The 22,993-nt window shown below is 68.2% G+C and carries 24 protein-coding genes; 14 read left to right on the top strand and 10 right to left on the bottom strand.

The annotated features are described in order from the left end of the window. Positions 1 to 24 precede the first annotated feature (24 nt). From WJ12_RS30540 to WJ12_RS30530, 3 genes are all read right to left on the bottom strand, one after another. A complete protein-coding gene (locus WJ12_RS30540) occupies positions 25 to 789 on the bottom strand; it encodes an N-acetylmuramoyl-L-alanine amidase family protein (protein ID WP_059556810.1) in 765 nt (254 codons plus the stop codon). A 124-nt stretch (positions 790 to 913) separates the two neighbouring features. Further along, a complete protein-coding gene (locus tag WJ12_RS30535; protein ID WP_069245976.1) occupies positions 914 to 2,533 on the bottom strand; it encodes an FAD-dependent oxidoreductase in 1,620 nt (539 codons plus the stop codon). Continuing rightward, positions 2,533 to 4,047 carry a polyamine aminopropyltransferase gene (locus WJ12_RS30530; protein WP_049033466.1) on the bottom strand — a complete coding sequence of 505 codons (1,515 nt, stop codon included), beginning with the start codon at positions 4,045 to 4,047 and terminating at the stop codon, positions 2,533 to 2,535. The genes WJ12_RS30535 and WJ12_RS30530 overlap by 1 nt, the downstream gene beginning before the upstream one ends. Positions 4,048 to 4,168: 121 nt before the next feature. Here WJ12_RS30530 and WJ12_RS30525 point away from each other — a divergent pair, with 121 nt between their 5' ends. The 6 genes from WJ12_RS30525 to WJ12_RS30505 are packed head-to-tail and all read left to right on the top strand — an operon-like array spanning position 4,169 to position 8,064. After that, the gene (locus WJ12_RS30525; RefSeq protein WP_034189370.1) at positions 4,169 to 4,555 is read left to right on the top strand and encodes a DUF350 domain-containing protein; all 387 of its coding nucleotides are present in this window, start codon (positions 4,169 to 4,171) and stop codon (positions 4,553 to 4,555) included. Positions 4,556 to 4,581: 26 nt separating this feature from the next. Continuing rightward, complete coding sequence (locus WJ12_RS30520) at positions 4,582 to 5,622, top strand: SPFH domain-containing protein (RefSeq protein WP_059556808.1); 1,041 nt, start codon at positions 4,582 to 4,584, stop codon at positions 5,620 to 5,622. A 9-nt stretch (positions 5,623 to 5,631) separates the two neighbouring features. Continuing rightward, positions 5,632 to 7,140, top strand: coding sequence for a DUF4178 domain-containing protein (locus tag WJ12_RS30515; RefSeq protein WP_059556807.1), 1,509 nt, complete (start codon positions 5,632 to 5,634; stop codon positions 7,138 to 7,140). Then, positions 7,137 to 7,286 (top strand): hypothetical protein, encoded by a 150-nt coding sequence (locus tag WJ12_RS36170; RefSeq protein ID WP_155291822.1) that lies wholly within the window; start codon positions 7,137 to 7,139, stop codon positions 7,284 to 7,286. Before WJ12_RS30515 ends, WJ12_RS36170 begins: the two co-directional genes overlap by 4 nt. Beyond that, positions 7,283 to 7,666 carry an adenosylmethionine decarboxylase gene (gene speD / locus WJ12_RS30510; protein WP_049035595.1) on the top strand — a complete coding sequence of 128 codons (384 nt, stop codon included), beginning with the start codon at positions 7,283 to 7,285 and terminating at the stop codon, positions 7,664 to 7,666. The genes WJ12_RS36170 and speD overlap by 4 nt, the downstream gene beginning before the upstream one ends. 44 nt (positions 7,667 to 7,710) lie before the next feature. After that, positions 7,711 to 8,064 (top strand): hypothetical protein, encoded by a 354-nt coding sequence (locus WJ12_RS30505; protein ID WP_226103936.1) that lies wholly within the window; start codon positions 7,711 to 7,713, stop codon positions 8,062 to 8,064. A 208-nt stretch (positions 8,065 to 8,272) separates the two neighbouring features. Here the strand turns inward: WJ12_RS30505 and WJ12_RS30500 are convergent, their stop codons facing one another. Continuing rightward, complete coding sequence (locus tag WJ12_RS30500) at positions 8,273 to 8,725, bottom strand: type II toxin-antitoxin system RatA family toxin (RefSeq protein ID WP_034189375.1); 453 nt, start codon at positions 8,723 to 8,725, stop codon at positions 8,273 to 8,275. 191 nt (positions 8,726 to 8,916) lie between these two features. Here WJ12_RS30500 and WJ12_RS30495 point away from each other — a divergent pair, with 191 nt between their 5' ends. After that, positions 8,917 to 9,957 (top strand): bifunctional nicotinamide-nucleotide adenylyltransferase/Nudix hydroxylase, encoded by a 1,041-nt coding sequence (locus WJ12_RS30495; RefSeq protein WP_034189376.1) that lies wholly within the window; start codon positions 8,917 to 8,919, stop codon positions 9,955 to 9,957. A gap of 73 nt (positions 9,958 to 10,030) precedes the next feature. Then, complete coding sequence (locus tag WJ12_RS30490; protein ID WP_059556805.1) at positions 10,031 to 11,464, top strand: nicotinate phosphoribosyltransferase; 1,434 nt, start codon at positions 10,031 to 10,033, stop codon at positions 11,462 to 11,464. Between the two features lie 45 nt (positions 11,465 to 11,509). Here the strand turns inward: WJ12_RS30490 and WJ12_RS30485 are convergent, their stop codons facing one another. Further along, on the bottom strand, positions 11,510 to 12,382 hold the full coding sequence (locus WJ12_RS30485) for an NmrA family NAD(P)-binding protein (RefSeq protein WP_059556804.1): 873 nt from the start codon (positions 12,380 to 12,382) through the stop codon (positions 11,510 to 11,512). 177 nt (positions 12,383 to 12,559) lie between these two features. Here WJ12_RS30485 and WJ12_RS30480 point away from each other — a divergent pair, with 177 nt between their 5' ends. Further along, on the top strand, positions 12,560 to 13,468 hold the full coding sequence (locus tag WJ12_RS30480) for a LysR family transcriptional regulator (protein WP_034189518.1): 909 nt from the start codon (positions 12,560 to 12,562) through the stop codon (positions 13,466 to 13,468). Positions 13,469 to 13,483: 15 nt separating this feature from the next. On the opposite strand, the gene WJ12_RS30475 is transcribed toward WJ12_RS30480, so the two are convergent. After that, the gene (locus tag WJ12_RS30475) at positions 13,484 to 14,944 is read right to left on the bottom strand and encodes an aminotransferase-like domain-containing protein (RefSeq protein WP_059556803.1); all 1,461 of its coding nucleotides are present in this window, start codon (positions 14,942 to 14,944) and stop codon (positions 13,484 to 13,486) included. A 126-nt stretch (positions 14,945 to 15,070) separates the two neighbouring features. On the opposite strand from WJ12_RS30475, the gene WJ12_RS30470 reads away from it, so the two are divergent. Continuing rightward, positions 15,071 to 15,958: a DMT family transporter gene (locus tag WJ12_RS30470; RefSeq protein WP_034189380.1), complete on the top strand. Its 888-nt coding sequence runs from the start codon at positions 15,071 to 15,073 to the stop codon at positions 15,956 to 15,958. A 42-nt stretch (positions 15,959 to 16,000) separates the two neighbouring features. On the opposite strand, the gene lysA is transcribed toward WJ12_RS30470, so the two are convergent. Further along, positions 16,001 to 17,239, bottom strand: coding sequence for a diaminopimelate decarboxylase (gene lysA, locus WJ12_RS30465; RefSeq protein WP_059556802.1), 1,239 nt, complete (start codon positions 17,237 to 17,239; stop codon positions 16,001 to 16,003). Between the two features lie 111 nt (positions 17,240 to 17,350). Here lysA and WJ12_RS30460 point away from each other — a divergent pair, with 111 nt between their 5' ends. Beyond that, complete coding sequence (locus WJ12_RS30460; protein ID WP_059556801.1) at positions 17,351 to 18,265, top strand: LysR family transcriptional regulator; 915 nt, start codon at positions 17,351 to 17,353, stop codon at positions 18,263 to 18,265. Positions 18,266 to 18,321: 56 nt separating this feature from the next. Then, a complete protein-coding gene (locus tag WJ12_RS30455; RefSeq protein ID WP_059556800.1) occupies positions 18,322 to 18,921 on the top strand; it encodes a GNAT family N-acetyltransferase in 600 nt (199 codons plus the stop codon). 92 nt (positions 18,922 to 19,013) lie between these two features. Here the strand turns inward: WJ12_RS30455 and WJ12_RS30450 are convergent, their stop codons facing one another. Together WJ12_RS30450 and WJ12_RS30445 are read right to left on the bottom strand one after the other, a co-directional pair. Next, the gene (locus tag WJ12_RS30450) at positions 19,014 to 19,583 is read right to left on the bottom strand and encodes a DUF4142 domain-containing protein (protein ID WP_049034712.1); all 570 of its coding nucleotides are present in this window, start codon (positions 19,581 to 19,583) and stop codon (positions 19,014 to 19,016) included. 368 nt (positions 19,584 to 19,951) lie between these two features. After that, positions 19,952 to 20,575, bottom strand: a complete 624-nt coding sequence (locus tag WJ12_RS30445) for an HAD hydrolase-like protein (RefSeq protein ID WP_034189385.1) — start codon at positions 20,573 to 20,575, stop codon at positions 19,952 to 19,954. 138 nt (positions 20,576 to 20,713) lie between these two features. Between WJ12_RS30445 and WJ12_RS30440 the strand changes: the two genes are divergently transcribed. Both WJ12_RS30440 and WJ12_RS30435 read left to right on the top strand, forming a co-directional pair. Then, positions 20,714 to 21,157, top strand: coding sequence for a GNAT family N-acetyltransferase (locus tag WJ12_RS30440; protein WP_034189386.1), 444 nt, complete (start codon positions 20,714 to 20,716; stop codon positions 21,155 to 21,157). A 58-nt stretch (positions 21,158 to 21,215) separates the two neighbouring features. After that, positions 21,216 to 21,434, top strand: coding sequence for a DUF1653 domain-containing protein (locus WJ12_RS30435; protein WP_006480837.1), 219 nt, complete (start codon positions 21,216 to 21,218; stop codon positions 21,432 to 21,434). Between the two features lie 49 nt (positions 21,435 to 21,483). Here WJ12_RS30435 and WJ12_RS30430 read toward each other — a convergent pair whose 3' ends face one another. Further along, on the bottom strand, positions 21,484 to 22,695 hold the full coding sequence (locus WJ12_RS30430; RefSeq protein ID WP_059556799.1) for a winged helix-turn-helix domain-containing protein: 1,212 nt from the start codon (positions 22,693 to 22,695) through the stop codon (positions 21,484 to 21,486). Positions 22,696 to 22,993: the final 298 nt, after the last annotated feature.

The raw sequence follows: 22,993 nt of genomic DNA, 5'->3' as shown, positions 1-22,993 counted from the left end.
TTGGGCCCGATGGGCGTTCATCGTTTATTGCGGCGTCGTGCACGCGTCGATCCCGCCCGCGATCGCGGCGGACAGGCGCTGGATCGTCTCGCGCCGCGCGAGCCGTGCCTCTTCGTCCGGATTGACGATCACGCCGGCTTCGACGAGCACGGCCGGAATCGGCGCGGTGCGCAGCACGACGAGATCGTCGAAGCGGTGGATGCCGAGTGACGGGTCGATCAGCGGGCGGTTTTCGCCGCGGATCGGCTGCGCGTGATACAGCGACGGCCGTTCGCCGGCCGCGACCAGGCGTTCGGCGATCGCCTTCGCGCAACGCAGGCTTTCCGCGTAGCGCGGATTGCGTTCCGACACGAACACCGAGAAGCCGCGGAATTCGCGCTGCCGGCCCGCGTCGATGAACTGCTGCTGCATCGAGTCGTGATGGATCGACACGAACAGGTTCGCATCCGGCGCCTGCGTCGAGCGTTGATCGAGCTTGATCTCGCGGCCGTCGGCCGACGTGCGCAGCACGCGGTCGCCGTGCGCGGCGAGCCTGTCGGCGACCGCGCCGGACAGGTCGAGGTTGTACAGGTATTCGACGCGGCCGCTCGCACCGGTGGAGCCGGGGTGCGCGGGCGTATGGCCGGTGTCGACGACGATGTAGCGCCCGGAGGCCGCCTCGGTGCCGGTGGTGCCTGCGGTGCCGGCCGCATGCAGCGCGGGCGGCGCGCCGAGCAGCGGGACGCACGCGAGCACGCGCGCGGCGGCGCGCACGAACGGGCGAAGGCGTCGATGGATTCGGTTCGTCATTGTTGTTGTCGCGGAGGACATACGGTGCGTCGCACGGTGCGGCACCGTCGGCCTGCTCGATGCAGTCGGAATGTCGCGCGATTATAGCGTTTGGCGGCGGCGCCGCAATGACGAACGGCGGTGGTCAGGCGAGCACGCGCCGGGCCGCGAGCATGCCCCAGTACGACGCTTCCTCGAACAGCGACAGCCCGGACAGGTCGGCATGCGCGAACACGACCGGGCCGTCGGCGTCGCGCAGCGCAAGCAGGCCCGGCCGGCTCAGGAAGCCGACGTCGGGTGTCGCCATCGCATGGCCGCGCACGGTGATTTCGAGCGCCGTCGCATGCTTCCAGAGTTCGCGTCCGTAGACGGCCTTCAGGTCGATCGCGGCCTGTTCGCGCAACGCGTCAGGCTTGGCGTCGGCAAGCCAGCGGCGCGTGTCGTCCGGCGTTTGCGTACTCAACGCCTGATAGGCGGAGAACACCGAGCGCGTCGGCGGCGACATCCGGATCAGCTGGTGGGTCGACACGACATAGCCGAGCGCCGCGCCGTCGTAGACGACGTTGTCCCACGCGAGCGGCACACCGGCCGCTTCGGCCGGCATGCCGTCGAGCAGGAAGTTGGAGACGAGCCAGGGCGCGCGCGGCGGCAGGTCGCGCGCGGGTTCGAAGCCATACGCGGCAAGCTGCGGAAACACGCGCGCCGCGACGAACAGCGGCATCGCGCAGACGACGCGCCGCGCTTTCAGCGTGAACGTCGACAGCGTGCCGTGCTCGCCCAGACGCGCGCATAGCACGTCGACGCCGCCCGCGCGCTCGGTCGCGCGCACCGCGAACCCTTCCCGCGACCACGCGTTCGAGCCGGTGCGTGCGGTGATCGAATCGCCCAGCTTCGTCACCATCGTGTGCAGCCCGTCGGGCCAGGTCAGCACCGCGCCGTCGCCCGCATCGCCCGCATGGCCGCCGCGCGACGAGAAATAGTGGAGGCCGGCCCAGGCCGATACATGCTCGTAGCTCGCGCCGTAGTCGTCGCGACAGCAGTAGTTCAGGTACCAGTGAAGCGCCTTCGCGGTGTAGCCCTCGTCGAGCAGCCACTGGCGGAACGACCGCCGGTCGAGCGCGCGCCAGCGCGGGTCGCGCGACGATTCCGCGAGCGGGATGCAGAACACCTTGCGGCCGTCGGCGCCGCGCGCGGTGCGCAGGCCGTCCGTGTACGCGAAGAACTTCGCCTGCTGCGCGAGCTCGTCGGGGTCGAGGCCGGCGGTCGGCACGATGCCGTCCTGCCACTGGCCGGCGATGAAGAGCCGCTCGTCCGGCGCATGGACGAGCGCGCGTTCGTCGTACACCGGGCGGGCGGAGAACGGCGCGGATTCGATCACGCCGAGATCGGCGAGCATGTCGCGCAGATGCGTGGATTCGAGCGACGGCAACGGCAGGTAGTGCGCGCCTTTGGGATAGCCGAGTTCGCCGAAGCGCCCGCCGGCCGCATTGCCGCCGAATTCGGGCCCCGCGAGCACCGTGAAGCGCTTGTGGCCCGCGCGGGCGAGCTGCCATGCGCACGACAGTCCGGCCGCGCCGGCACCGAGGATCGCGACATCCGTGTCGATCGTGCCCGACGGCGGCGGCAGCGCGGCATGATCGCGCAACGCGTGGCCTTCGCGCATGCCGGGATAGCCGACGCGCGTCGTCGTCTCGATCCAGCCGGTGCGGCCGCATGCGGCGAGCGACGCGGCCGCCGACGCAACGAGGAACGTGCGGCGGTCCATCAGCGCAGCACGTGTTTCCAGTCGTCGTCGAAGCGGCGCACGAGCGGCTGGTCGTTGAGTTCGTTCGGCGACATCGGCAGCGCCGGCATGTCGGCCGGGAAGTGGAACATCTCGGCGGCCGTCTGCGCATCGAGCCAGCGGGTCGGCACCGAGTAACGCGTCGGCACCGTGAAGTCGCGGCGCTTGCCGGCGATCACGAAGCCCCAGTCGCCGAACGACGGCACGTAGCAGTGGTACGGCCACGTGTTGAGCCCGGCTTCGTGCAGGGTCGCGATGATGGTCCAGTACGCGTGCGGCGCGAAGTACGGCGACGTCGACTGGATCACCGCATAGCCGTTCTCCGACAGGTGGCGCGCAAGCAGGCGGAACACCGGCACCGAATACAGGCGGCCGAGCCCGAAGTTGGTCGGATCGGGAAAGTCGACGACGATCGCGTCGTACACGTCGGCGTTCGATTCGAGCCAGCGTACCGCATCGTCGTTGATCACGCGCACGCGCGGATCCTTCAGCGAGCCCTGGTTCAGCCTGACGAGCGGCGCGGACGTCGAGAACAGTTTCGTCATCGCGGGGTCGAGATCGACGAGCGTGATCTGTTCGAGGTTGCGATGCTTGAGCAGTTCGCGCACGGCGAGCCCGTCGCCGCCGCCGAGCACGAGCACGCGCTTCGCCCACGGCAGCGCCTCGATCGCCGGATGGATCAGCGCTTCGTGATAGCGATGCTCGTCGCGCGACGAGAACTGCAGGTTGCCGTTCAGGTACAGCCGCAGGTCGTCGTGCCACTGCGTGAGCACGATGCGCTGGTACGGCGTCGTTTCCGAATAGATCGTCTCGTCGCCGTACACGCCGTGCTCGGCCCAGTGCGTGATGCGGTCCGACAGGGCGAAGCCGGCGACGAGCAGCCCGATCACGAGCGACGCGCGCATCAGCTTGCCGCGCACGTTGCGGATCTCGTCGCGGAACAGGTGTGTCGTCCACAGCGCGACGCATGCGTTCAGGAGGCCGAACAGGAAGCTCGTGCGCAGCAGGCCGAGGCGCGGCGCGAGCACGAGCGGAAAGATCAGCGACACGGCGAGCGAGCCGAGGTAGTCGAAGGTCAGCACTTCGCTGACGGTATGACGGAACGCCTGGCGCCGCTGCTGGAACGCACGCATCACGAGCGGGATCTCCATCCCGATCAGCAGGCCGAGCGCGAGCACGAGCGCGTAGAGCGCCGCGCGGAACGGCGCGGCGAGCCACGCGAATACCGCGAACAGCAGCGCGGCCGACACGCCGCCGAGCAGGCCGACGAGCAGCTCGATATCGACGAAGCGGTCGAGCACGTCGTCGTCCTCGACGAACTTCGCGAGCCACGAGCCGATCCCCATCGCGAACAGGTAGCAGCCGATCACCGACGAGAACTGCAGGATCGAATCGCCGAGCAGGTAGCTCGACAGCGCGCTGCTGATCAGTTCGTAGCCGAGCCCGCACGACGCGAGCACGAGAATCGACAGGACGAGCGCGCGCTTATGCAGCATGGCGCGTCCGTTGTGCAGCGATCGGCAATGTGGATATACTGGCGCGGAATTTTGACCGCTGGCCCCGCGCGGGCCGGCCGGCGACGGGGCGGCGAACCGAGCACAAAATCCGAGGGAAAGAATGAATAGTGCCTATCTCTATGCGGTTCATTTACTGTCGGCGTTCGTGCTGCTTCTTGTGTTCGCGGCAGTGTACCTGAAGGTCACCCCGTTCGACGAACTGGCGCTGATCCGCGACGGCAACGCGGCCGCGACGCTGTCGTTCGGCGGCGCGCTGATCGGTTTTTGCCTGACGCTCGCATCCAGCATCGCGCACAACTCGACGCTTGGCGAAGTCGTGGTCTGGGCCGTCGGCGCGATGATCGTGCAACTGATCACCTATGCGGCGCTGACGCGCCTGATGCCCGGCATGAATCATGCGATCGAGGATCGCAACATCGCGATGGGCGGCCTGATGGGCACCGCGTCGCTCGTCGTCGGCATCATCAATGCCGCCTGCCTGACCTGACGCGCCACGCGTCCGAGGAGACCGACATGAGTCTGGGTTCATTCATCCGCAAGCAGTTCATCGATGTCCTGCAATGGACGGAAGACACCGACGGCGTGCTGGCCTGGCGCTACCCGATGGAAGACCAGGAGATCCAGTACGGCGGCAAGCTGACCGTGCGCGAAACGCAGGTCGCGATCTTCGTCAACGAAGGCAAGGTGGCCGACGTGTTCCAGCCGGGGTTGTACACGCTGGAAACGAATACGCTGCCGGTGCTGACGTACCTGAAGAATTGGGACAAGTTCTTTCAATCGCCTTTCAAGTCCGATGTCTACTTCTTCAGCACGCGCTTGCAGCTCGGCCGTCGCTGGGGCACCGCGCAGCCGGTGACGATCCGCGATCGCGAGTTCGGCTTCGTGCAACTGCGTGCGTTCGGGATCTACTCGTACCGGATCGTCGACGCGGCCGCGTTCCACCGCGAGGTGAGCGGCACGCGTGCGCAGTACACGGTCGACGATCTCGAGCAGCAGTTGCGCAACCTGGTCGTCACCGCGATGAGCACGACGTTCGGCTCGGCCGACGTGCCGTTCGTCGACATGGCCGCGAACCAGTCGCTGCTGTCGCAGCGCGTGGCCGAGGCGCTGGTGCCGGTGTTCACGCGCTACGGGCTCGCGCTCGACGCGTTCGCGGTGGAAAGCGTGTCGCTGCCGGCCGAGCTGCAGAAGGCGCTCGACCTGCGGATCGGCGCGGGGATGGCCGGCGATCTCGCACGCGCCACGCAATACCAGACGGCGCAGGCGATTCCGCTCGCCGCGCAGAACCCGGGCGGCATCGCCGGGGTCGGTGCGGGCCTGGCCGCCGGCGCGGCGATCGGGCAGGCGATGGCCGGCCAGATCGCGGGCGCCGCGCAACCGGCGCCGGCCGCGCCGCCCGCGCCCGCCGCGGTGCCGGCGGGCGCCGCGCCGGCAGAGGGCACCGACTACGTGCAGCGGCTCGAGCAGCTGAAGGCGCTGTTCGACAAGGGCCTCGTGACCGAAGACGAATATTCGCGCGCGAAGGCCGAGATCCTCGCGAAGCTCACCCGGTAAGCATCGCGCATGTTCAGTACCTCGTGCCCCCAGTGCGGCGCGCCGGTCGAGTTTCGCTCGGCGGCGGCCGTGATGGCCGTCTGCGCGTTCTGCCGCAGCACGCTGCTCAAGCGCGGCGCCGACGTCGAGCGGATCGGCGAGCTGGCTACCGTGATCGACGATGCGTCGCCGATCCAGATCGGTACGGCCGGGCGCTACGGCAAGCGTGCGTTCACGGTGCTCGGCCGCATCCAGATGACCTACGACGCCGGCGCGTGGAGCGAGTGGTACGTCGTGTTCGACGACGGCGCGTTCGGCTGGCTGTCGGATGCGTCGGGCCAGTACGCGGTCACGGTGCGCGAGCCCGACGATGCATCCGGCGGCGCATGGCCCGCGTTCGGCACGCTCGAGCCGGGCATGCGGATCGACCACGGCGGCCGGGCGTATCTCGTGTCCGACGTGCGTACCGCGCGTTGCACGGGCGGCGACGGCGAATTGCCGTTTCGCGTCGACGCCGGCTGGGAGGCGCGCGTCGTCGACCTGCGGACCGGCAATGCATTCGCGACCTACGACTATTCCGACGCCGATTCGAACGGCGGCAGTCCGGCCGTCTATACGGGCGAAGCGCTGGAATTTGATGCGCTCGCATTCACCGGGCTGCGCGATACCGAACACGACACGCGCGAGAAGCGCGGCGCGGAGATGGTGCCGTTCGCGTGCCCGAGCTGCGGCGCGCCGCTGACGTATCTGCCGAACGTGGCCGACTACGTCGTGTGCGGCAGTTGCCACGCGGGCGTGCAATGCACGGCCGAGCAGCAGACCGTGTTCGCCGCGCAGCGCAAGCTCGATGCGGTGAAGGGCGCGCTGGAACTCGGCGCGATCGGCACGTTCGACGGCGTGAAGTACACGGTGATCGGCATGATGCGGTGCCGCATGCCGGGCGACGCCGAGACCTGGGACGAATACCTGCTGCTGAACCCGAAGCGCGGCTTCCTGTGGCTCGTGCAGAGCGAAGGGCGCTGGGAGCGCGTGCAGGTGCTCGACCAATGGCCGACGATCGGCGGCGAGTCCGACGTGATCGACGGCGGCAAGACCTACCGGCTGCGCGAGGCATACGACTCGGAGGTCGTCTACGTGGTCGGTGCGTTCAATTGGCGCGTGCAGGTGGGCGATCGCACGTCGATCGTCGACTATGGCTGGCAGAAGGACAAGCTGACGCGCGAGCGCAGCGACGCGGAAATCGTCTGGTCGCGCGCACGGCCGCTGTCGGGCAGCGCGCTTGCCGAACGTTTCGGTACGCCGGCGCTGGCGGCGGTGGCCGCTTCAGGCGCGGCCGCATCGACGGGCCTGTTCGGCGGAAAGGGTCCGCACAGTTTCGCGCCGCTGCCGTGGGTGTTCAGCGCATTGCTCGTGATCTTCAACATGGGATCGCTGTTCGCGTTCAGCGGCCGCTCCGTCTACGTGCTGATCGGCCTGCTGGTACTGTGGCTGCCGGAATGGCTGTGGAAGGGTTTTGCGTCGGACGGGGGCCAGTCGTGATCCGGTACATCCTCTACGGCATCTACGGCCTGATCGTCGTCACGCTGTTCAGCTGCGCATCGATCGGCGGCAGCGGGTCGGGCGGCAGCGGCTGGGGCAGTTCGTCGGCCCGCAGCGGCTACTCGTCGTACGGGTCGCACAAATGACCGCGCGCGACGGGATCGAGCCGCCACGCGCGACGCTCGGCTCGCACGTGCTGGCCGACCTGGCCGGCGCCGACGCGGCGTTGCTGCGCGACGCGGCACGGCTCGAAGCGATCCTCACCGACGCCGCGCAACGGGCCGGCGCGCGCGTGATCGGCGCGCATTTCCATCACTTCGGCGGGGCGCACGGCGTGACGGGGGTCGTGCTGCTCGCCGAATCGCACATCACGATCCATACGTGGCCCGAGCATCGCTTCGCGGCCGTCGACGCGTTCATGTGCGGCGCGGCGCGCGCGGCCGAAGCCGTCGACGCGATCGCCGCGGCGCTCGGCACGCACGCGCAGGTCCGTCAGCAGGTGGCGCGTGGCGGGGCGTTGACCTGAAAGGGCGTTGCCCAACCGTTATCGACATGCTCAAAAGAACCGGAATGACCGCATCGATCGGCCTGGCCTGCTTCGTTGGCAACGTTGCCGCGCAGTCGCCGCCAAAACCGCCCGGGCCGGTCGTGATGATCCACTTCGACTACGACGCGAAGGACGACGCGCGCCTTCACCGGCTCGAGCAACGGCTCGATCGCGCGGTGCGGCGGGCGGGGGCCGGTGAACTCGGCGAGACCGAACTTCATCGCGACGGCAACGACGGTTACCTGTATTTCCATGGCGCCAGCGCCGACCGCCTGTATGCGATCGCGCGCCCGATCCTGAAATCGTCAGGATGGCTGACCGGAATGGCAGTGACGTTGCGCCGCGAATCGGGCACCGAAGCGTTCGTGACGCGCTAGCGGTCGAACCGGAACGTCGACACGCTGTACAGGGTCGCGGCCGGCGTGAGAACAACGCAAATGCCGAACACGATCATCTCCTCATCAGGTGGGCCGACGGCTGTCACGCGGCCGTCATGTGACGTTGCCGCACACGGTTCGGGATATCGGGCTCCCCGGATCGTGTTCGTGTCGATACCGTGACAGCGCGCGTGCGCGGCTCCCGCGGTCAGTGCGGCAGCGCTTCGGCTTCGGCCCAGCGCTTGAACGAATCGAGACGCCGGCGCGTCTGCACGAGATAGAACGCACCGATCAGCGGCTCGAGCAGCCAGCGTAGCCAGGACGGCTGCGCGCGGAAGTTGTACGTGAACTTCACCTCGGTCGACCCCGGCGTGTGTTCGGTGAAGTTCCAGCTGCCGCTGAAGCGTTCGAGCACCTTCGGCCCTTCGACCATTTCGACGGCGGCGACTTGCGGCGGACGGTACGAGATGTAGCGCGACACCATCGTCGCGCCCGACTGGCTGCGGCAGAATGCGTCGACGCCCACGTTGGCCGTGGTCCCGTCGAGCAGGTAGGCGTCGGTGAGGAAGCTGTCCCACACGAGCCGCCGCGCATAATCCTGCGACCACGTGAAGAGGCGCCTGCGATCGACGCCGACGGTCCGGCTGACTGAGATCCTCATGATGGCGGGCGCGAAGGCGTGGATTGGGATGCAATCGAGTGTACCCCGCCAATAACCTGCGTTTCGTCATACTTCGTCAAGTCGAGCATGCGCTCGACTGCGTGTGATTGACGCACCTCGGGATTTCCCCTAGGATTCATTCCAACCCTTCGGGACAGACCCGGAGCGTTTCAATCTCTTGAGGGAGCCTCATGAGTACGCAACAGAACCGGCGCTTCGACGCGCTCGTTTTCATTGGTCGTTTCCAGCCTCCGCATCGTGGTCACCTGAACGTGCTGAAGTCGGCACTGAGCCGGGCCGAGCGCGTGTGCGTGCTGATCGGGTCGACCGACAAGCCCCGCACCATCAAGGATCCGTTTTCGTTCGACGAGCGCCGGCAGATGCTGGCTTCGCTGCTCGACGCGTCCGAGCGCGACCGCGTGACGATCGCGCCGCTGCAGGATTCGACGTACAACGACGGCGACTGGGTGCGCTGGGTGCAGGAGGCCGTGGCCGTCACGCTCGGCGATGTCGCGCAGCGCAAGGTCGGGCTGATCGGCCACGAGAAGGACGCCACGTCGTATTACCTGCGGATGTTCCCGCAATGGGAGCTCGTCGACGTCGATGCGACGGAAGACATTTCCGCCACCGAGATCCGCGACCAGTATTTCGCCGAACGCACCAACAGCTTCGTGCAGTGGGCCGTGCCGGAACCCGTGTTCGGCTGGCTCGAGCGCTTTCGCACGCAGCCGGAATTCGCGCAGCTGAAGTCGGAGGCCGAATTCATCGCCGCGTATCGCAAGGCGTGGGCGGCCGCACCGTATCCCGTCACGTTCGTGACGGTCGACGCGGTGGTCGTGCACTCGGGCCACATCCTGCTGGTGCGTCGCCGCAGCGAGCCGGGGCGCGGCCTGTGGGCACTGCCGGGCGGGTTCGTGAACCAGGACGAGCGGCTCGACGCGGCCTGCATCCGCGAGCTGCGCGAGGAAACCGGCCTCAAGCTGCCCGAGCCCGTGCTGCGCGGCTCGATCAAGGATCGCCAGGTATTCGATCATCCGACGCGCTCGCTGCGCGGCCGCACGATCACGCACGCATGCCTGTTCAACTTCCCGACCGGCGAGCTGCCGCGCGTGAAAGGCAGCGACGACGCCGACAAGGCGCGCTGGGTGCCGCTCAACGAGTTCGCGCAGATGCGCAACGTGATGTTCGAGGATCACTTCGACATCGCGTACCACTTCCTGGGGAAGCTGTGATCCGCTGATTCCCCGCATTCCGTCCGCCGCGACAGACGCGGCGGCACTTCAACGGCCTAGAGGAGCTCTAGCCATGCAAAACGATCCCGGCGGCTTTGCCGCGGTTCTCGCCAATCCGATTCTCAATACGGATTCCTACAAGGCTTCCCACTTCCTGCAGTATCCGCCCGATGCGTCGGCGATGTTCTCGTACGTCGAATCGCGCGGCGGCCGATACGACCGCACGCTGTTCTTCGGCCTGCAGATGCTGCTGAAGGAATATCTGTGCAAGCCGGTCACGCCCGCGATGATCGACGACGCACGCGATTTCTTCGCGGTACACGGCGAGCCGTTCAACGAAGCCGGGTGGCGTTACATCGTCGAACGCTACGACGGCTACCTGCCGGTGAAGATCCGCGCGGTGCCCGAGGGCGCGGTGGTGCCGGTGCACAACGTGCTGATGACCGTCGAATGCGACGATCCGCAGGTGTTCTGGCTTGCGTCCTATCTCGAGACGATGCTGCTGCGCATCTGGTATCCGGTGACGGTCGCGACGCGCAGCTGGCATCTGCGGCAGACGATTCGCCGCTTCCTCGAAAAGACCGACGACGATCTCGCGCAACTGCCGTTCAAGCTGCACGACTTCGGCGCGCGCGGTGTATCGAGCGCGGAATCGGCTGCGATCGGCGGCGCCGCGCACCTCGTGAACTTCATGGGCTCGGACACGGTGCTCGGCGTGCTGGCCGCGAACCGCTTCTATCGCGAGCCGATGGCCGCGTACTCGGTGCCGGCCGCCGAGCACAGCACGATCACGTCGTGGGGCCGTGACGGCGAGGCCGATGCGTATCGCAACATGATCCGCCGCTTCGGGTTGCCCGGTGCAATCGTGTCGGTCGTGTCGGATTCCTACGATCTGTTCGCCGCGCTCGATCTGTGGGGCGGCGAACTGCGGCAGGCCGTGATCGATTCGGGGGCGACGCTCGTCGTGCGGCCGGATTCGGGCGATCCCGTGACGATCGTGCTGCAGACCGTGCGCGCGCTCGACGCGTCGTTCGGTTCGACCGTAAACGGCAAGGGGCGTCGCGTGCTGAATCGCGTGCGCGTGATCCAGGGCGACGGTGTCGACGAGGCGTCGATCGAAGCGATCCTGACGGCGCTCGACGACGCGGGCTATGCGGCCGGCAACGTCGTGTTCGGCATGGGCGGCGCGCTATTGCAGCAGGTGAACCGCGATACGCAGCGCTTCGCGATGAAGTGCTCGGCGGTCCGGCGCGGCGGCGTGTGGCACGACGTTCGCAAGGATCCGGTCACCGACCGGGGCAAGCGTTCGAAGCAGGGGCGGCTCACGCTGCTGCGCAATCGGCGCACCGGCGAGTATCGGACCGTGACGCTGCCCGTCGCGTGGGACGACCGCATGCTGGAAGGCGAGTGGGACGACGCGCTCGAGACCGTGTTCGATACGGGGCGGTTGCTCGTCGATACGACGTTTGCCGAGGTGCGCGCGCGGGCGCATGCGGGCGAGGCGTAACTGACGGCGGGCGCGGCAAGGCCGCCGCGCCCGCCGGCGCTCCGTTTACGCTTCGCCGGCGCGGGCGACGAGCCGGCGCAGCACGGCGTCGGCGTCGATTTCGCCTCGAACGACATCCGCGCGCGCCGACTCGAAATCGATCCAGCCCTCGTTGAAGCCGTCGAGCATGCGCATACGAGGTTCGGGGTAACGCATGTGCTGCGCATCGAACAGCGCCGCCCATGTGTCGCGCGGCACGGCTTCGGCGTGCACCGGGCGCCCGAGCACGCGGACAAATGCGGCCGCGAGGTCGTTTGGGCTGACGCGGCGAGGCCCTTCGAGCTCGACGACGCGTGTGCCGGTCCATTCGTCCTGCAGCAGCGCGGCCGCGGTCCGGCCGACGTCGTCGGTCGCCACCATCGGCACCGGTTTGTCGAGCGGCTGGAGAAAACTGTGGACGACACCGGTGTCCCGGGCGGTCGCGACGTCCCAGGCGGCATTCTCGAGGAACCACGCGGGACGCAGGAACGCGACGGGCAACGGCAAATCGGCGAATGCCTGCTCGATCATCGTCAACTGCGTCAGCAGATTCACCTGTGTCGCCTGCGCGCCGATCGTCGACAGGCAGACGACCTTGCGCGGACGCGCCGCCCGCAACGCCGTGCCGACGGCATCGATGACGGCGCGCGTTTCGGGGAACCCCGGAGACGGATCGAAGCACGGCGGCAGCAGGACGAAGACGCCGTCCGTGTTCGCGAAGGCCGCCGTCAGCGCGGCGGCGTCGGTCATGTCGGCAACCGCGACCTCGCAACCGCGCTCGGTCCACGGTGCGGCGCGGTGTGCGGCGCGCGCGACCGCGCGTACGGTTTGGCCGGAGGCGAGCAGCGTTCGGGCGAGCGCGCCGCCGACCTGCCCGGTGATACCGGTAATGGCATACATGGTTCGACATCCTCATCGAGAAGGGAGCGGGCGCACCGATTCGGTCGGGCGCCGGGACTGCATCCGGCGTTCGGACTTGCCGTCGCGATGCATCGGGTTGCATGATAGGGACTGGCGATTCCTGATGGAATCGAATTCATGTCATTGGATTGGTGATCTTGAGTCATGAGTGAAATCATGGGTATCGACGGGCGCATTCTGGCGAACGTGAGCGTGTTGGCCGCGATCGTCGAAAGCGGCAGTTTCGCGCGCGCGGCCGACGCACTCGGCTTGTCGCCCTCCGGGGTCAGCCGGGCCGTGGGGCGGCTCGAGGCACGCGTCGGCGTGCGGCTGCTCGATCGCACGACGCGGTCGGTCACGCTGACGGACGAAGGGCGCCGGCTGTACGAAGAGATCGGCCCGCTGCTTGCCGGCATCGGCGATGCGCTCACGCTGGCCGCCGGTTCGGCCGCCGCCGTGCGCGGCAGGTTGCGCGTGAACGTCGATGCGTATTTCTCGCGGCGGATGCTGGCGCCGCATCTTCCGGCGTTCCTGGCGCGCCATCCCGATCTGTCGCTGGAACTGGCGGCGCGCGAGCAACTCGGCGATCTGGTCGCCGACGGATTCGACGTGGCGGTGCGGTTCGGCGAGCCGCCCTCGTCGTCGCTGGTGGCGCGCAAACTGCTGGAAACCCGTGCGCTGACGGTCGCTTCGCCCGCTTACGTGAAGCGGCACGGCCGTCCCGTGGTGCCGGCCGATCTTGCCGGCCATGCGTGCATCCAGATGCGCAATACGCTGACCGGTCAGCCGCTCGAATGGGTCTATCGGCTGGGGCGCAAGCGCGTGCCGGTCAAGACGGCGGGCCGGCTGCTCGTCAACGACGCCGGCACGATGCTCGGCGCGTGTCTGGCCGGTGTGGGTGTCGCGCGTTTCAAGGCGAGCGGGGTGGCGGGCCTGATCGAGCAGGGGCGGCTCGTCGAGCTGCTCGCGGATTGGCGCGGCGAGTCGTTTCCGCTGTTTGCCTACTATCCGTCGCGTCACCTGCCGCCCGCAAAGGTGCGGGCGTTCGTCGATTTCGTCGCGGAGATCGTGGCGGCCGGCCCTTAGCGTGCCCGCCTGCCGTCAACGCGGGCCGGCAACCGGCCGTGCGATCGCGTGCGCCGCCGAACGCGTTGCGTCCATCGCCCGCGCAAGCGCATCGAACACGGCGGGCCCCTTGCAGCGCGATACGTTGAAGCGCAGGTACGACGTCGCGCCGTGCGACGGACTGAACACGTTGCCGGGCGCGAGCACCACGTCGTGATCCAGCGCGTGGCGCGCCACGCGCGCGCCGTCGAGCCCGTCGGGCAGTTCCGCCCACACGAACAGGCCGCCGCGCGGCTCCGTCCAGATGCCGAGCCCGCCCCGTGTGAGGCGCCGGATCGTTTCGCCCATCGCATCCGCGAGACGCGCGTGCAGGCTGTCGAGATGGCGCCGGTACGTGCCGTCGATCAGCAGCCGGTGCACCACGTTCGCGCCGATCTGCGCGTTGCCGAACGACGTCGCGAGCTTCAGGTCGACGAGCGCGTCGATCCATTCCGGGCGCGCGGCGACGTAGCCGCAGCGGATCGCGGCCGACAGCGTCTTCGAGAAGCTGCCGATCGACACGACGCGCGACAGCCCGTCGAATGCCGCGAGGCGCGGCGCGGGCGTGCTTTCGAAATCCGCGAAGATGTCGTCCTCGACGATCAGCAGCCCGTGCTCGGCCGCGAGCGTCAGCAGCCGGTGCGCGACGGGCGGCGCGAGCGTCGCGCCGGTCGGGTTGTGCAGCGCCGCGTTGGTGATGTACAGGCGCGGGCGATGCTCGGCGAGCACCTGCTCGAAGCGCCCGAGATCGGGGCCGGTCGGCGTGTACGGGACGCTGACGATCCGTGCGCGGTGCGCGCGCAGCAGCGCCTGGAAATTGAAGTAGCACGGATCGTCGAGCACGACCGTGTCGCCGGGTTCCAGCAGCAGGCGGCACACGAGATCGAGCGCATGCGTGCCGCCGTCGGTCAGCATGATCTGCGTGGGCTCTGCATGGACACCGTGCTGCGCGAGCCGCCACGTGAGCTGCTGGCGCAGCGCGGACAGGCCGAGCGGCGTCGCGTAGTCGGTCAGCGCGTCGGCGTCGTCGCGCGACACGGCGCGCAGCGCACGGCGCAGGCTCTCGTCCGGCAGCCACGACGACGGCAGCCAGCCGCAGCCGGGCTTCACCGAGGTCGGCGCCGCTTCGAGCGACTGGCGCGACAGCCACAGCGGATCGAGTTCGCGATCGAGGCGCGGGCCGAGATCGGCGAGCGCGAGCGGCGGCGCGTGGCCCGACACGTAGAAGCCCGAACCGCGCCGCGCAATCAGCACGCCTTCGCTCGCGAGCCGCTCGTACGCATCGACGACCGTCGATTTCGATACCCCCAGACTGTCGGCCATCATCCGGATCGACGGCACGCGTGCGCCGGGCATCAGCGCGCGGCTCGCGATGCGTGCGTGCAAGGTATCCATCACGGTTTCGACGCGTGTACGCGACGCCGCGGGCGGAACGGGAGACGGGGCGACCTGGCTCATGGCGAAAAATGAACTGTACGGCCGGTTGTCCAGTACAGTTCGTCCGGATTGTATTGGGCTGTAGCTTACGCGCTTTTCGCGGGCGGCGGATCATCGGTGATCTACTTTTCCCGTTCAGGATTTCCCGTGCAAAAGACGACCGACGGATGGCTCAGCGGCCTGCTGGGCGTGATCATCTTCAGTGGCTCGCTGCCTGCGACGCGTATCGCGGTGCAGGGGCTCGATCCGCTGTTTCTCACGTTCGCGCGGGCGACGATCGCCGGTGCGCTCGGCCTGCTGCTGCTCGCCGTGCTGAAGCAGCGGCGGCCGACGCGTGCCGAGATCGTGTCGCTGGCCGTCGTCGCGCTCGGCGTCGTGGTCGGTTTTCCGTTATTGACGGCGCTCGCGCTGAAGCATGTCACGTCGGCGCACGCGATCGTGTTCGTCGGCCTGCTGCCGCTGGCAACCGCGTTGTTCGGCGTATGGCGCGGCGGCGAGCGGCCGCGGTTGCCGTTCTGGATCTTCTCGATCGTCGGCAGCGGCGCGGTGGCCGCGTTTGCGCTGCGCAACGGCGGGCAGGCGTCGGTCGTCGGCGATGCGCTGATGCTGGCGGCGATCGTCGCGTGCGGGCTCGGCTACGCGGAAGGCGCGCGCCTGTCGCGCCAGCTCGGCGGCTGGCAGGTGATCTCGTGGGCGCTCGTGCTGTCGCTGCCGCTGATGGGGCCGCTCGCGTGGTTCACGTGGCCCGCGTCGTTCGACGCCGTCGATGCCGCCGCGTTGTGGGGGCTCGCGTACGTGTCGCTGTTCAGCATGCTGATCGGCTTCGTGTTCTGGTATCGCGGGCTCGCGCTCGGCGGGATCGCCGGTGTCGGCCAGCTGCAGTTGCTGCAGCCGTTCTTCGGTTTCCTGCTGGCGGCCGGCCTGCTGCACGAAACGGTGCCGCCGTCGATGATCGTCGTGACGGTGGTCGTGGTCGGCTGCGTGGCGGGCGCGAAGTATTTCTCGAAGATGGCGCCCGTGCGGCGCGCGGGGTGATCGAGGCGCGCGGGCGCGCGCCCCGTCCCGCGATGCGCGGCGTTATTCGAACGTCTCGAGTGCGAGCAGTTCCTCGATCGTTTGCCGGCGCCGGATCAGCCGCGGCGTGCCGTGATCGACGAGCACTTCCGGCGCGAGCGGCCGGCTGTTGTAGTTCGAGGACATCGACGCGCCGTATGCGCCCGCATCGTGCAGGAACAGCAGGTCGCCGATCTGCGGCTGCGGCAGCTTGCGGTGCGTGACCACGCCGCCCGTGTCCTGCGTGAACACGTCGCCGGATTCGCACAGCGGGCCCGCGATCGCCAGATCGACGGCCGGGCGGCCGGCCGGCAGCGTGCCGTCGTGCGCGTGCACGGACACCGCGTGATAGCTGCCGTACATCGACGGCCGCATCAGGTCGTTGAAGCCCGCGTCGATCAGCACGAAATCGTGCTTCGGCCGGCGGTTCACGGCCTGCACTTCGGTGACGAGCGTGCCGGCTTCCGCGACGAGGAAGCGGCCCGGTTCGATCTCGATGCGCACCGGGTGGCCGAGGTGCCGCTCGATCCGCTTGCGGGCGGCGTCCCACTGGCTGAAGTAGTGACCGACGTCGACGCGCGGTTCGCCGTCGCGATACGGGATCGACAGGCCGCCGCCGGCCGAGATCGCGTCGATGTCGTGGCCGAGCGACGTGACGAGATCGACCATCGCATCGCACACCTGCGACAGGTGGCCGTAGTCGACACCCGAGCCGATGTGCATGTGGATGCCGACGAGCTTCAGCCCGTACTGGCGCACGATCTCGATCGCGCGCGGCACGTCGTCGATCCAGATGCCGTGCTTGCTCTGCGGGCCGCCGGTGTTGGTCTTGTTGCTGTGGCCGTGGCCGAAGCCGGGATTGACGCGCAGCCACACGCGGTGGCCCGGCGCGTGCTCGCCGATGCGCGCGAGCATGTCGAGCGAGCCGGCGTTGACGGTTACGCCGTGCTTGAGCACGGCCGCGAGCGTCGGGCGGTCGATCAGGTCGGCCGTGAACACGACGCCTTCCGGTTCGCCGGCCGGGCTGAAGCCCGCCGCGAGGCTGCGTTCGATCTCGCCGAGCGACACGGCGTCGACGCACGCGCCTTCCTCGCGCATCAGCTTCAAGATATGGACGTTCGAGTTCGCCTTCTGCGCGTAGCGGATCACGTCGAACTGGCGCAGTTGGGCAATGCGGTCGCGGATGAGGTCGGCGTCGTACACCCACAGCGGGGTGCCGTATTGCTGCGCGAGCGTCGCGAGCTGGCGGGAATCGAGTGACATATGGTGGATGAATCGGATCGAATGAACGGATAGCGTGGATGATGCACCCGATCGTCTATACAGTAAAATGCCTGTTTTTAGATGTTCGATTCATTTCTGATATAGATAGTCATGCTCACGCACCGTCACATCGAGGTATTCCGCGCGCTGATGGTCACCGGCAGCACGACGCGCGCGGCCGAGATGCTGTACACGTCGCAGCCGACGATCAGCCGCGAGCTCGCGCGGATGGAGCAGGTCGTCGGCTTCGCGCTGTTCGAGCGCGCGCATGGCCGGCTGCGGCCGACGATGGCCGCGCTCACGCTGTTCGACGACGTGCGGCTCGCGTATGTGGGGCTCGAACGCGTCGCGGCGACGGCCGCGCGCCTGCGCGAGTTTCGCGACGGCCAGCTGTCGGTGATCGCGCTGCCGGCGTTTGCGCACGCGATCCTGCCCGGCGCGGCCCGCCGTTTTCACGGCGCGCATGCGGGTGTCAGCCTGTCGGTCGAAACGCAGGAATCGCCGATGCTCGAAGAGTGGCTGACCGCGCAGCGTTACGACCTGGGGCTGACCGAGCACGACGTCGCGCCGGCCGGCACCGTGCTCACGCCGCTGCTCGAAGTCGATGAAGTATGCGTGCTGCCCGACGGTCACCCGCTGCTCGCGCAGGACGCGATCGACCTGCTGGATCTCGCCGATCGACCGTTCGTGAGCCTGTCGCTGAACGATCCGTACCGCATCCTGATCGACGAGGCGTTCGCGCAACTCGGCGTCGCGCCGCGCTCGGTGGTCGACACGCCGTCGGCCGTATCGGTGTGCGCATTCGTGCGGCAGGGGCTCGGCGCCGCGATCGTCAATCCGCTGACCGCGCTCGATTTCGTCGGGCGCGACCTGCACGTGCGGCCGCTCACGCGATCGTTTCCGTACCGCGTCAGCATGATCGTGCCCGAGCACCGGCCGAAGAATCTGCTCGTCGATGCGTTCGCCGATGCGCTGCGCGGCGAGGCGAAGGCCATCCGCAGGCGGCTGGCCGCGCACCTCGGCTAGCGGCCCCGTATGATGGGCGTTTCGCCGCCATCGTCCTCGTTTCCCGGAATCTCGCCATGACCGCCGCATCGTCTTCCCTCGAACCACCGACACTCCGCGGCGAGCGCGTCGTCCTGCGGCCGCTCGATGCATCCGACCGGCAGGCGCTGCTCGATGCCGCCGCCGACGGCGAGTTGTGGAACCTGACGGTCACGGTCGTGCCGGGCGCGGGGACGATCGACGCGTATATCGATACCGCATTGCAGGGGCGCGCGGCCGGCACCGTGATGCCGTTCGTGATCGTCGATCGCGCATCGGGCCGCGTGATCGGCAGCACGCGCTTCTGGAAGATCGACCGCAAGAATCGCAAGCTCGAGATCGGTCATACGTGGTTGAGCGAATCGGCGCAGCGCACGCGTGCGAATACCGAGGCGAAGTGGCTGCTGCTGGCGTATGCGTTCGACACGCTGCACTGTGTGCGCGTGCAGTTCACGACCGACGAGCTGAACGAGAAATCGCGCGCGGCGATCCTGCGGATCGGCGCGAAACAGGAGGGCATCGTGCGTCACGAACGGATCATGCCGGATGGCCGCAAGCGCAATTCGGTGCGCTTCAGCATCATCGACGACGAATGGCCGGAAGTGAGCGCGCGGCTGGTGGCGAAGCTCGCGACCTGACGCGTGACGTGCGTCGCGCCGCCGGCGGGAGCGTCGGCAGCGCGACGACGGGGAAGTGGTGTGCCGCGCGCGAGGCGCGGCGCTGTATCGCGTTACTGCGCCGAAGCGAGGTGATGACGCTGCGCGAGCTTCTGCGCGTCCGCGTAGTGCGCCTGCAGGATCGGCAGCGACTGGCGTGCGACTTCCTTCAGCTTCGTGTCGCGGCCCGAGGCGATTTCGGCCTGGAATGCCGAGATCGCCTTCTGCTGGCCCGCGAGCGCGACCTGCTCGATGTATGCCTTGTCGAACTCGGCGCCGCGCAGGTTCTTGATGCTGCTCAGCACGGCCGTGTCGGGGTCGTTGGCCGGCACGTCGACGCCGCGCGGGCTCGCCGCGCGCATCGCCTGGATGATCTTTTCATCGTCGGTCGACACGCGTTGCGCGAATGCCTTGACCTGGCTGTCCGACGTGCGCGAATCGGCGATGCGCGCCGCGTCGTGCTGCGTCGACACGGTCTTCGTGCCGTCGGTGATGAAGGCCTGGTCGGCTTCGTGGATGCGCGTCGCGGCGGCGGCCGGCGCAGCCGGTGCCGGTTGCGCGGTTTGCGCGGTCGCCGTCACGGCGACGAGAAGCAGGCCAGCGGCAGACAAAGCAAGGCGCGAGATGGGGGGGAAGCGGTTCATGAGGACCTCCTGTCAATCGGGGCTCTGGTTGAAAAACGGATCACGTGATCCGTCGCTGTGCGAGAGACCGGGCGCGCCCGGACCGGATTCGACCACCGCTCTGCCGCGGCGCCGGTCGAAGTGTTTCCCGGCCCGACTGATTCTAGGAGGGCGGTCGGGTAGCAGGTGCAACCGCGATGTGGCTTGTGTAACGGTTGGTAAGACGAAACGATGCGCGCGCCGGCGGACAGGTAGTGCGTACCTGATGCCCCTGCGGCGGCGGCAATTTTTGCGTGCGCGTGACGCATGCGATGCATGGGACGCACGCGCGTGTCATCGGTGGTTGAGCGTCGTGCTGTCGGGTCGCGCATGCGATGCGCGAGCAAGCGTCACACGCGATCGAGCAACGCATCGAGGCGCGGCAGCAGCGGCGTCGTGCAATGTGCCTGCAATGCGTCGGGCGCGGTGTAGCCCCACGCGACACCCTGGAACGCGATGCGTGCGCGTCGCGCTGCGTCGGCGTCGCGGATTTCGTCGCCGACGTACAGCACTTCGTCGGCACGTACGCCGGCCTCGCGCACCAGCGCGCGCAGGCGACGCGCCTTGCCGAACAGCGGAATGCCGCATGCGAACGTGTCGACGTGGGCACTGGCACGCGGGCCGAGCCGGTCGCGCACGATGTCTTCGGTGTTGGACGTGGCGATCGCGATACGGATGCCGCGCGCGGCGAGCGCGTCGAACGTTGCGTCGACGCCGGGGAACAGCGTCACCTGCGCGACGCGCGGCCGCATCAGGCGGCGCATGTCGATCGTCACGCGCGGCACTTTCCACATCGGCACCTCGAGCGCGCGAATGATGTCGCGTGCCGACATGCCGCGCAGCGCGGGGCGCAGTTCGGGCGTCGCGTCGCGGAAGCCGTGCAGGCGCGACGCTTCCGACAGCGCCGCGAGAAAGCTGTCGAGCGAATCGGCGAGGGTGCCGTCGAAGTCGAATGCGATGAGGCGGAAGGGCATGAGGCGACGTGACCGGTTCATGGGGCGGGTGACATTGTCGCCGATTCGGCCGCGGCGGATCGATGGTGTACCTTGTCCGCCGCTTCACGGCGCGGTATCGTCGATGCTCCGCCTTCCGACCTCGACCGGAGAACCGCCGTGCCCGCAGCCGCCCCCGCCACGCTGAGATTTTCCACCGACAAGCGCGAACTCGACATCGACGCGATCCACGACTTCCTGCATCGCGATGCGTACTGGTCGCAGGGTATTCCGCGCGACGTGGTCGAGAAGGCGATCGAGGGTTCGCTGTGCTTCGGTGCGTATGTCGGCGACCGGCTCGTCGGGTTCGCGCGGCTCGTTACCGATCATGCGACGTTCGCGTACCTGTGCGACGTGTTCGTGTTGCCGGCCGATCGCGGCAACGGCTACGGCCGTGCGCTGATCGATCACGTGTTCGCGCAGGAGATGGTGCAGCGGCTGCGCCGCATCATGCTCGTGACGACCGATGCGCACGAACTGTACCGGCCGGTCGGCTTCGGGCCGTCCGCGAATCCCGAGCGGCTGATGGAGATCCGCCGCCCCGACATCTACGCGAAACGCTGACGCGCGGCGCAGCGCATACAATACGCGCTTTCCGTTTTTTGCCGAAGAGAAGCCCATCATGACCGAACAGGAAGCCGAACAGCTCGCGACGCACCGTCACTACAAGGGCGGGCTGTACCGCTACATCGGTGTTGCACGCCACTCCGAAACCGAGGAATCGGTGGTCGTGTACGAGCATCTGTGGCCGCATGCGCGCGGGCTGTGGGTGCGCCCGGAAGCGATGTTCAACGGGAACCTCGAGGACGGTACGCCGCGCTTTCGCAAGCTGCGCGACTGATCCGTGAGCGGCGGCGCGTGCGCCGCCGCCGCGCGAGCCGGCCAATCCGTCACGAGCCGGCCAGCGCCTTCACCAGCTCGGGCGGCGCGTGTCTGACCGTCACCTCCGGTGTGCCGTGCCACGCCGCGAGTCTCTTCACGGCCTTCGCGACGTCGGCCGCGAGCCCCGCACCGACGCGCACGCCCGGCTCGACATGCACCGCCTTCAGCTCGAACGTGCCCAGCGTGCGATGCGCTTTCGCATCGACGCGGCCGACCAGCCGGCCGCGATGCAGCACGGGCAGGCAGAAATAACCGTAGCGCCGCTTGTGCTCGGGCGTATAGCACTCGATCGTGTAGTCGAAGCCGAACAGCGTCGACGCGCGCCGCCGGTCCCAGACGACCGGATCGAACGGCGACAGCAGCGTCGTGACCGTCGAGCGCAGCGTGTCGGCCTCGGCGGCCGGCAGCCAGGCTTCGAGCGAGCGATGCACGTAGGCCGGTTCCTTCCAGTCGTCGATCCGCACCGGAATCAGGTCGCCGGCTGCCGCGAGCCGCTCCAGTTCGTCGCGGTACGAGCGGCGCGGCAGCCGGTAGTAGTCGGCGACCCAGTCCGCGCGCACGACGCCGAGCGCACGGCACGTGTAGTCGAGCAGCGCCGGCAGCACGGCTTCGCGTGGCGGCAGGTCGCGTGAATCGTCCCAGCCGGGCAGCACGCGTTCGCGGACGTCGTACACGCGCTGGAAATTGCGGCGTTCCGACACCATCAGGTCACCCGTCGTGAACAGCACCTCCAGGTGCCGTTTCTCCGGCTTGCGATCCCACCATCCGTTGCCCTTCGCGCCATCCTCGCGCGCGAAATCGGCCGACCGCACCGGGCCCTCGTCGCGAATCCGCGCGAGCAGCCGCTCGATGTCGGCCCGGTTGCGCTCATGCCATTCGGCCGCGTATTTCCAGCCCATCCCCGACGGATCGAGCATCTTGTAGCGCATCAGCCCGAACTGCTCGACCGGCAGGAAGCATGCCTCGTGCGACCAGTACTCGAACAGGCGCGCTTCGGCGAGATGTTCGTCGAGCCACTGCGGCGCGAAATCGCCGAGGCGGCTGAACAACACGAGATACGGACTGCGCGCGACGACGTGAATGGTGTCGATCTGCAACTGCGCCATGCGGCGGATCGTGTCGAGCACGTCGGTTTTGGTTGCCTTGCGGCGGGGCGGCGTCAGCAGGCCCTGCGCGGCGAGATGCAGCGCGCGGGCGGCGGCGGGCGAGAGCGTAAGCATCGGAATGGCGGTCGAGGGTGGTGATCGGGGACCACTTTAGCGCGAAAGCGGCGCACGCGTGCGATGCGCTGCCGCCGCGCGTCTGACAATGCTTGACAGATAGGTTTCGCAAGTTTCCCTATAGTGCAGTTCATGGCGCGGCGACAAATGCGCGCAACGATTCCGCTTCCGACGCACATATGTCCATGGCACGCAGGAAGCGAATCCTGGATTCTCAACCCCCATCGGGAATTCAGGAGCCCTGAGCGGACATCCATGCGGCTGTGCACCGGCCCCGAGTGGATGTCCGCTGATTTTT

The organism is Burkholderia seminalis (genome assembly GCF_001718535.1).
GTDB lineage: Bacteria > Pseudomonadota > Gammaproteobacteria > Burkholderiales > Burkholderiaceae > Burkholderia > Burkholderia seminalis.
The sequence above is the reverse complement of the archived record's forward strand: the minus strand, read 5'-3'. Positions and strand labels throughout refer to the sequence as shown.

Coding starts and splice junctions, on each gene's coding strand:
- WJ12_RS30490 (WP_059556805.1), top strand. CDS start 10,031: ATGCAAAACGATCCCGGCGGCTTTGCCGCGGTTCTCGCCAATCCGATT.
- WJ12_RS30500 (WP_034189375.1), bottom strand. CDS start 8,725: ATGAGGATCTCAGTCAGCCGGACCGTCGGCGTCGATCGCAGGCGCCTC.
- WJ12_RS30525 (WP_034189370.1), top strand. CDS start 4,169: ATGAATAGTGCCTATCTCTATGCGGTTCATTTACTGTCGGCGTTCGTG.
- WJ12_RS30540 (WP_059556810.1), bottom strand. CDS start 789: ATGACGAACCGAATCCATCGACGCCTTCGCCCGTTCGTGCGCGCCGCC.
- WJ12_RS30520 (WP_059556808.1), top strand. CDS start 4,582: ATGAGTCTGGGTTCATTCATCCGCAAGCAGTTCATCGATGTCCTGCAA.
- WJ12_RS30435 (WP_006480837.1), top strand. CDS start 21,216: ATGACCGAACAGGAAGCCGAACAGCTCGCGACGCACCGTCACTACAAG.
- WJ12_RS30455 (WP_059556800.1), top strand. CDS start 18,322: ATGACCGCCGCATCGTCTTCCCTCGAACCACCGACACTCCGCGGCGAG.
- WJ12_RS30515 (WP_059556807.1), top strand. CDS start 5,632: ATGTTCAGTACCTCGTGCCCCCAGTGCGGCGCGCCGGTCGAGTTTCGC.
- WJ12_RS30535 (WP_069245976.1), bottom strand. CDS start 2,533: ATGGACCGCCGCACGTTCCTCGTTGCGTCGGCGGCCGCGTCGCTCGCC.
- WJ12_RS30480 (WP_034189518.1), top strand. CDS start 12,560: ATGGGTATCGACGGGCGCATTCTGGCGAACGTGAGCGTGTTGGCCGCG.
- WJ12_RS30495 (WP_034189376.1), top strand. CDS start 8,917: ATGAGTACGCAACAGAACCGGCGCTTCGACGCGCTCGTTTTCATTGGT.
- WJ12_RS30475 (WP_059556803.1), bottom strand. CDS start 14,944: ATGAGCCAGGTCGCCCCGTCTCCCGTTCCGCCCGCGGCGTCGCGTACA.
- WJ12_RS30530 (WP_049033466.1), bottom strand. CDS start 4,047: ATGCTGCATAAGCGCGCGCTCGTCCTGTCGATTCTCGTGCTCGCGTCG.
- WJ12_RS30450 (WP_049034712.1), bottom strand. CDS start 19,583: ATGAACCGCTTCCCCCCCATCTCGCGCCTTGCTTTGTCTGCCGCTGGC.
- WJ12_RS30485 (WP_059556804.1), bottom strand. CDS start 12,382: ATGTATGCCATTACCGGTATCACCGGGCAGGTCGGCGGCGCGCTCGCC.
- lysA (WP_059556802.1), bottom strand. CDS start 17,239: ATGTCACTCGATTCCCGCCAGCTCGCGACGCTCGCGCAGCAATACGGC.
- WJ12_RS30445 (WP_034189385.1), bottom strand. CDS start 20,575: ATGCCCTTCCGCCTCATCGCATTCGACTTCGACGGCACCCTCGCCGAT.
- WJ12_RS30430 (WP_059556799.1), bottom strand. CDS start 22,695: ATGCTTACGCTCTCGCCCGCCGCCGCCCGCGCGCTGCATCTCGCCGCG.
- WJ12_RS30505 (WP_226103936.1), top strand. CDS start 7,711: ATGACCGCATCGATCGGCCTGGCCTGCTTCGTTGGCAACGTTGCCGCG.
- WJ12_RS30460 (WP_059556801.1), top strand. CDS start 17,351: ATGCTCACGCACCGTCACATCGAGGTATTCCGCGCGCTGATGGTCACC.
- speD (WP_049035595.1), top strand. CDS start 7,283: ATGACCGCGCGCGACGGGATCGAGCCGCCACGCGCGACGCTCGGCTCG.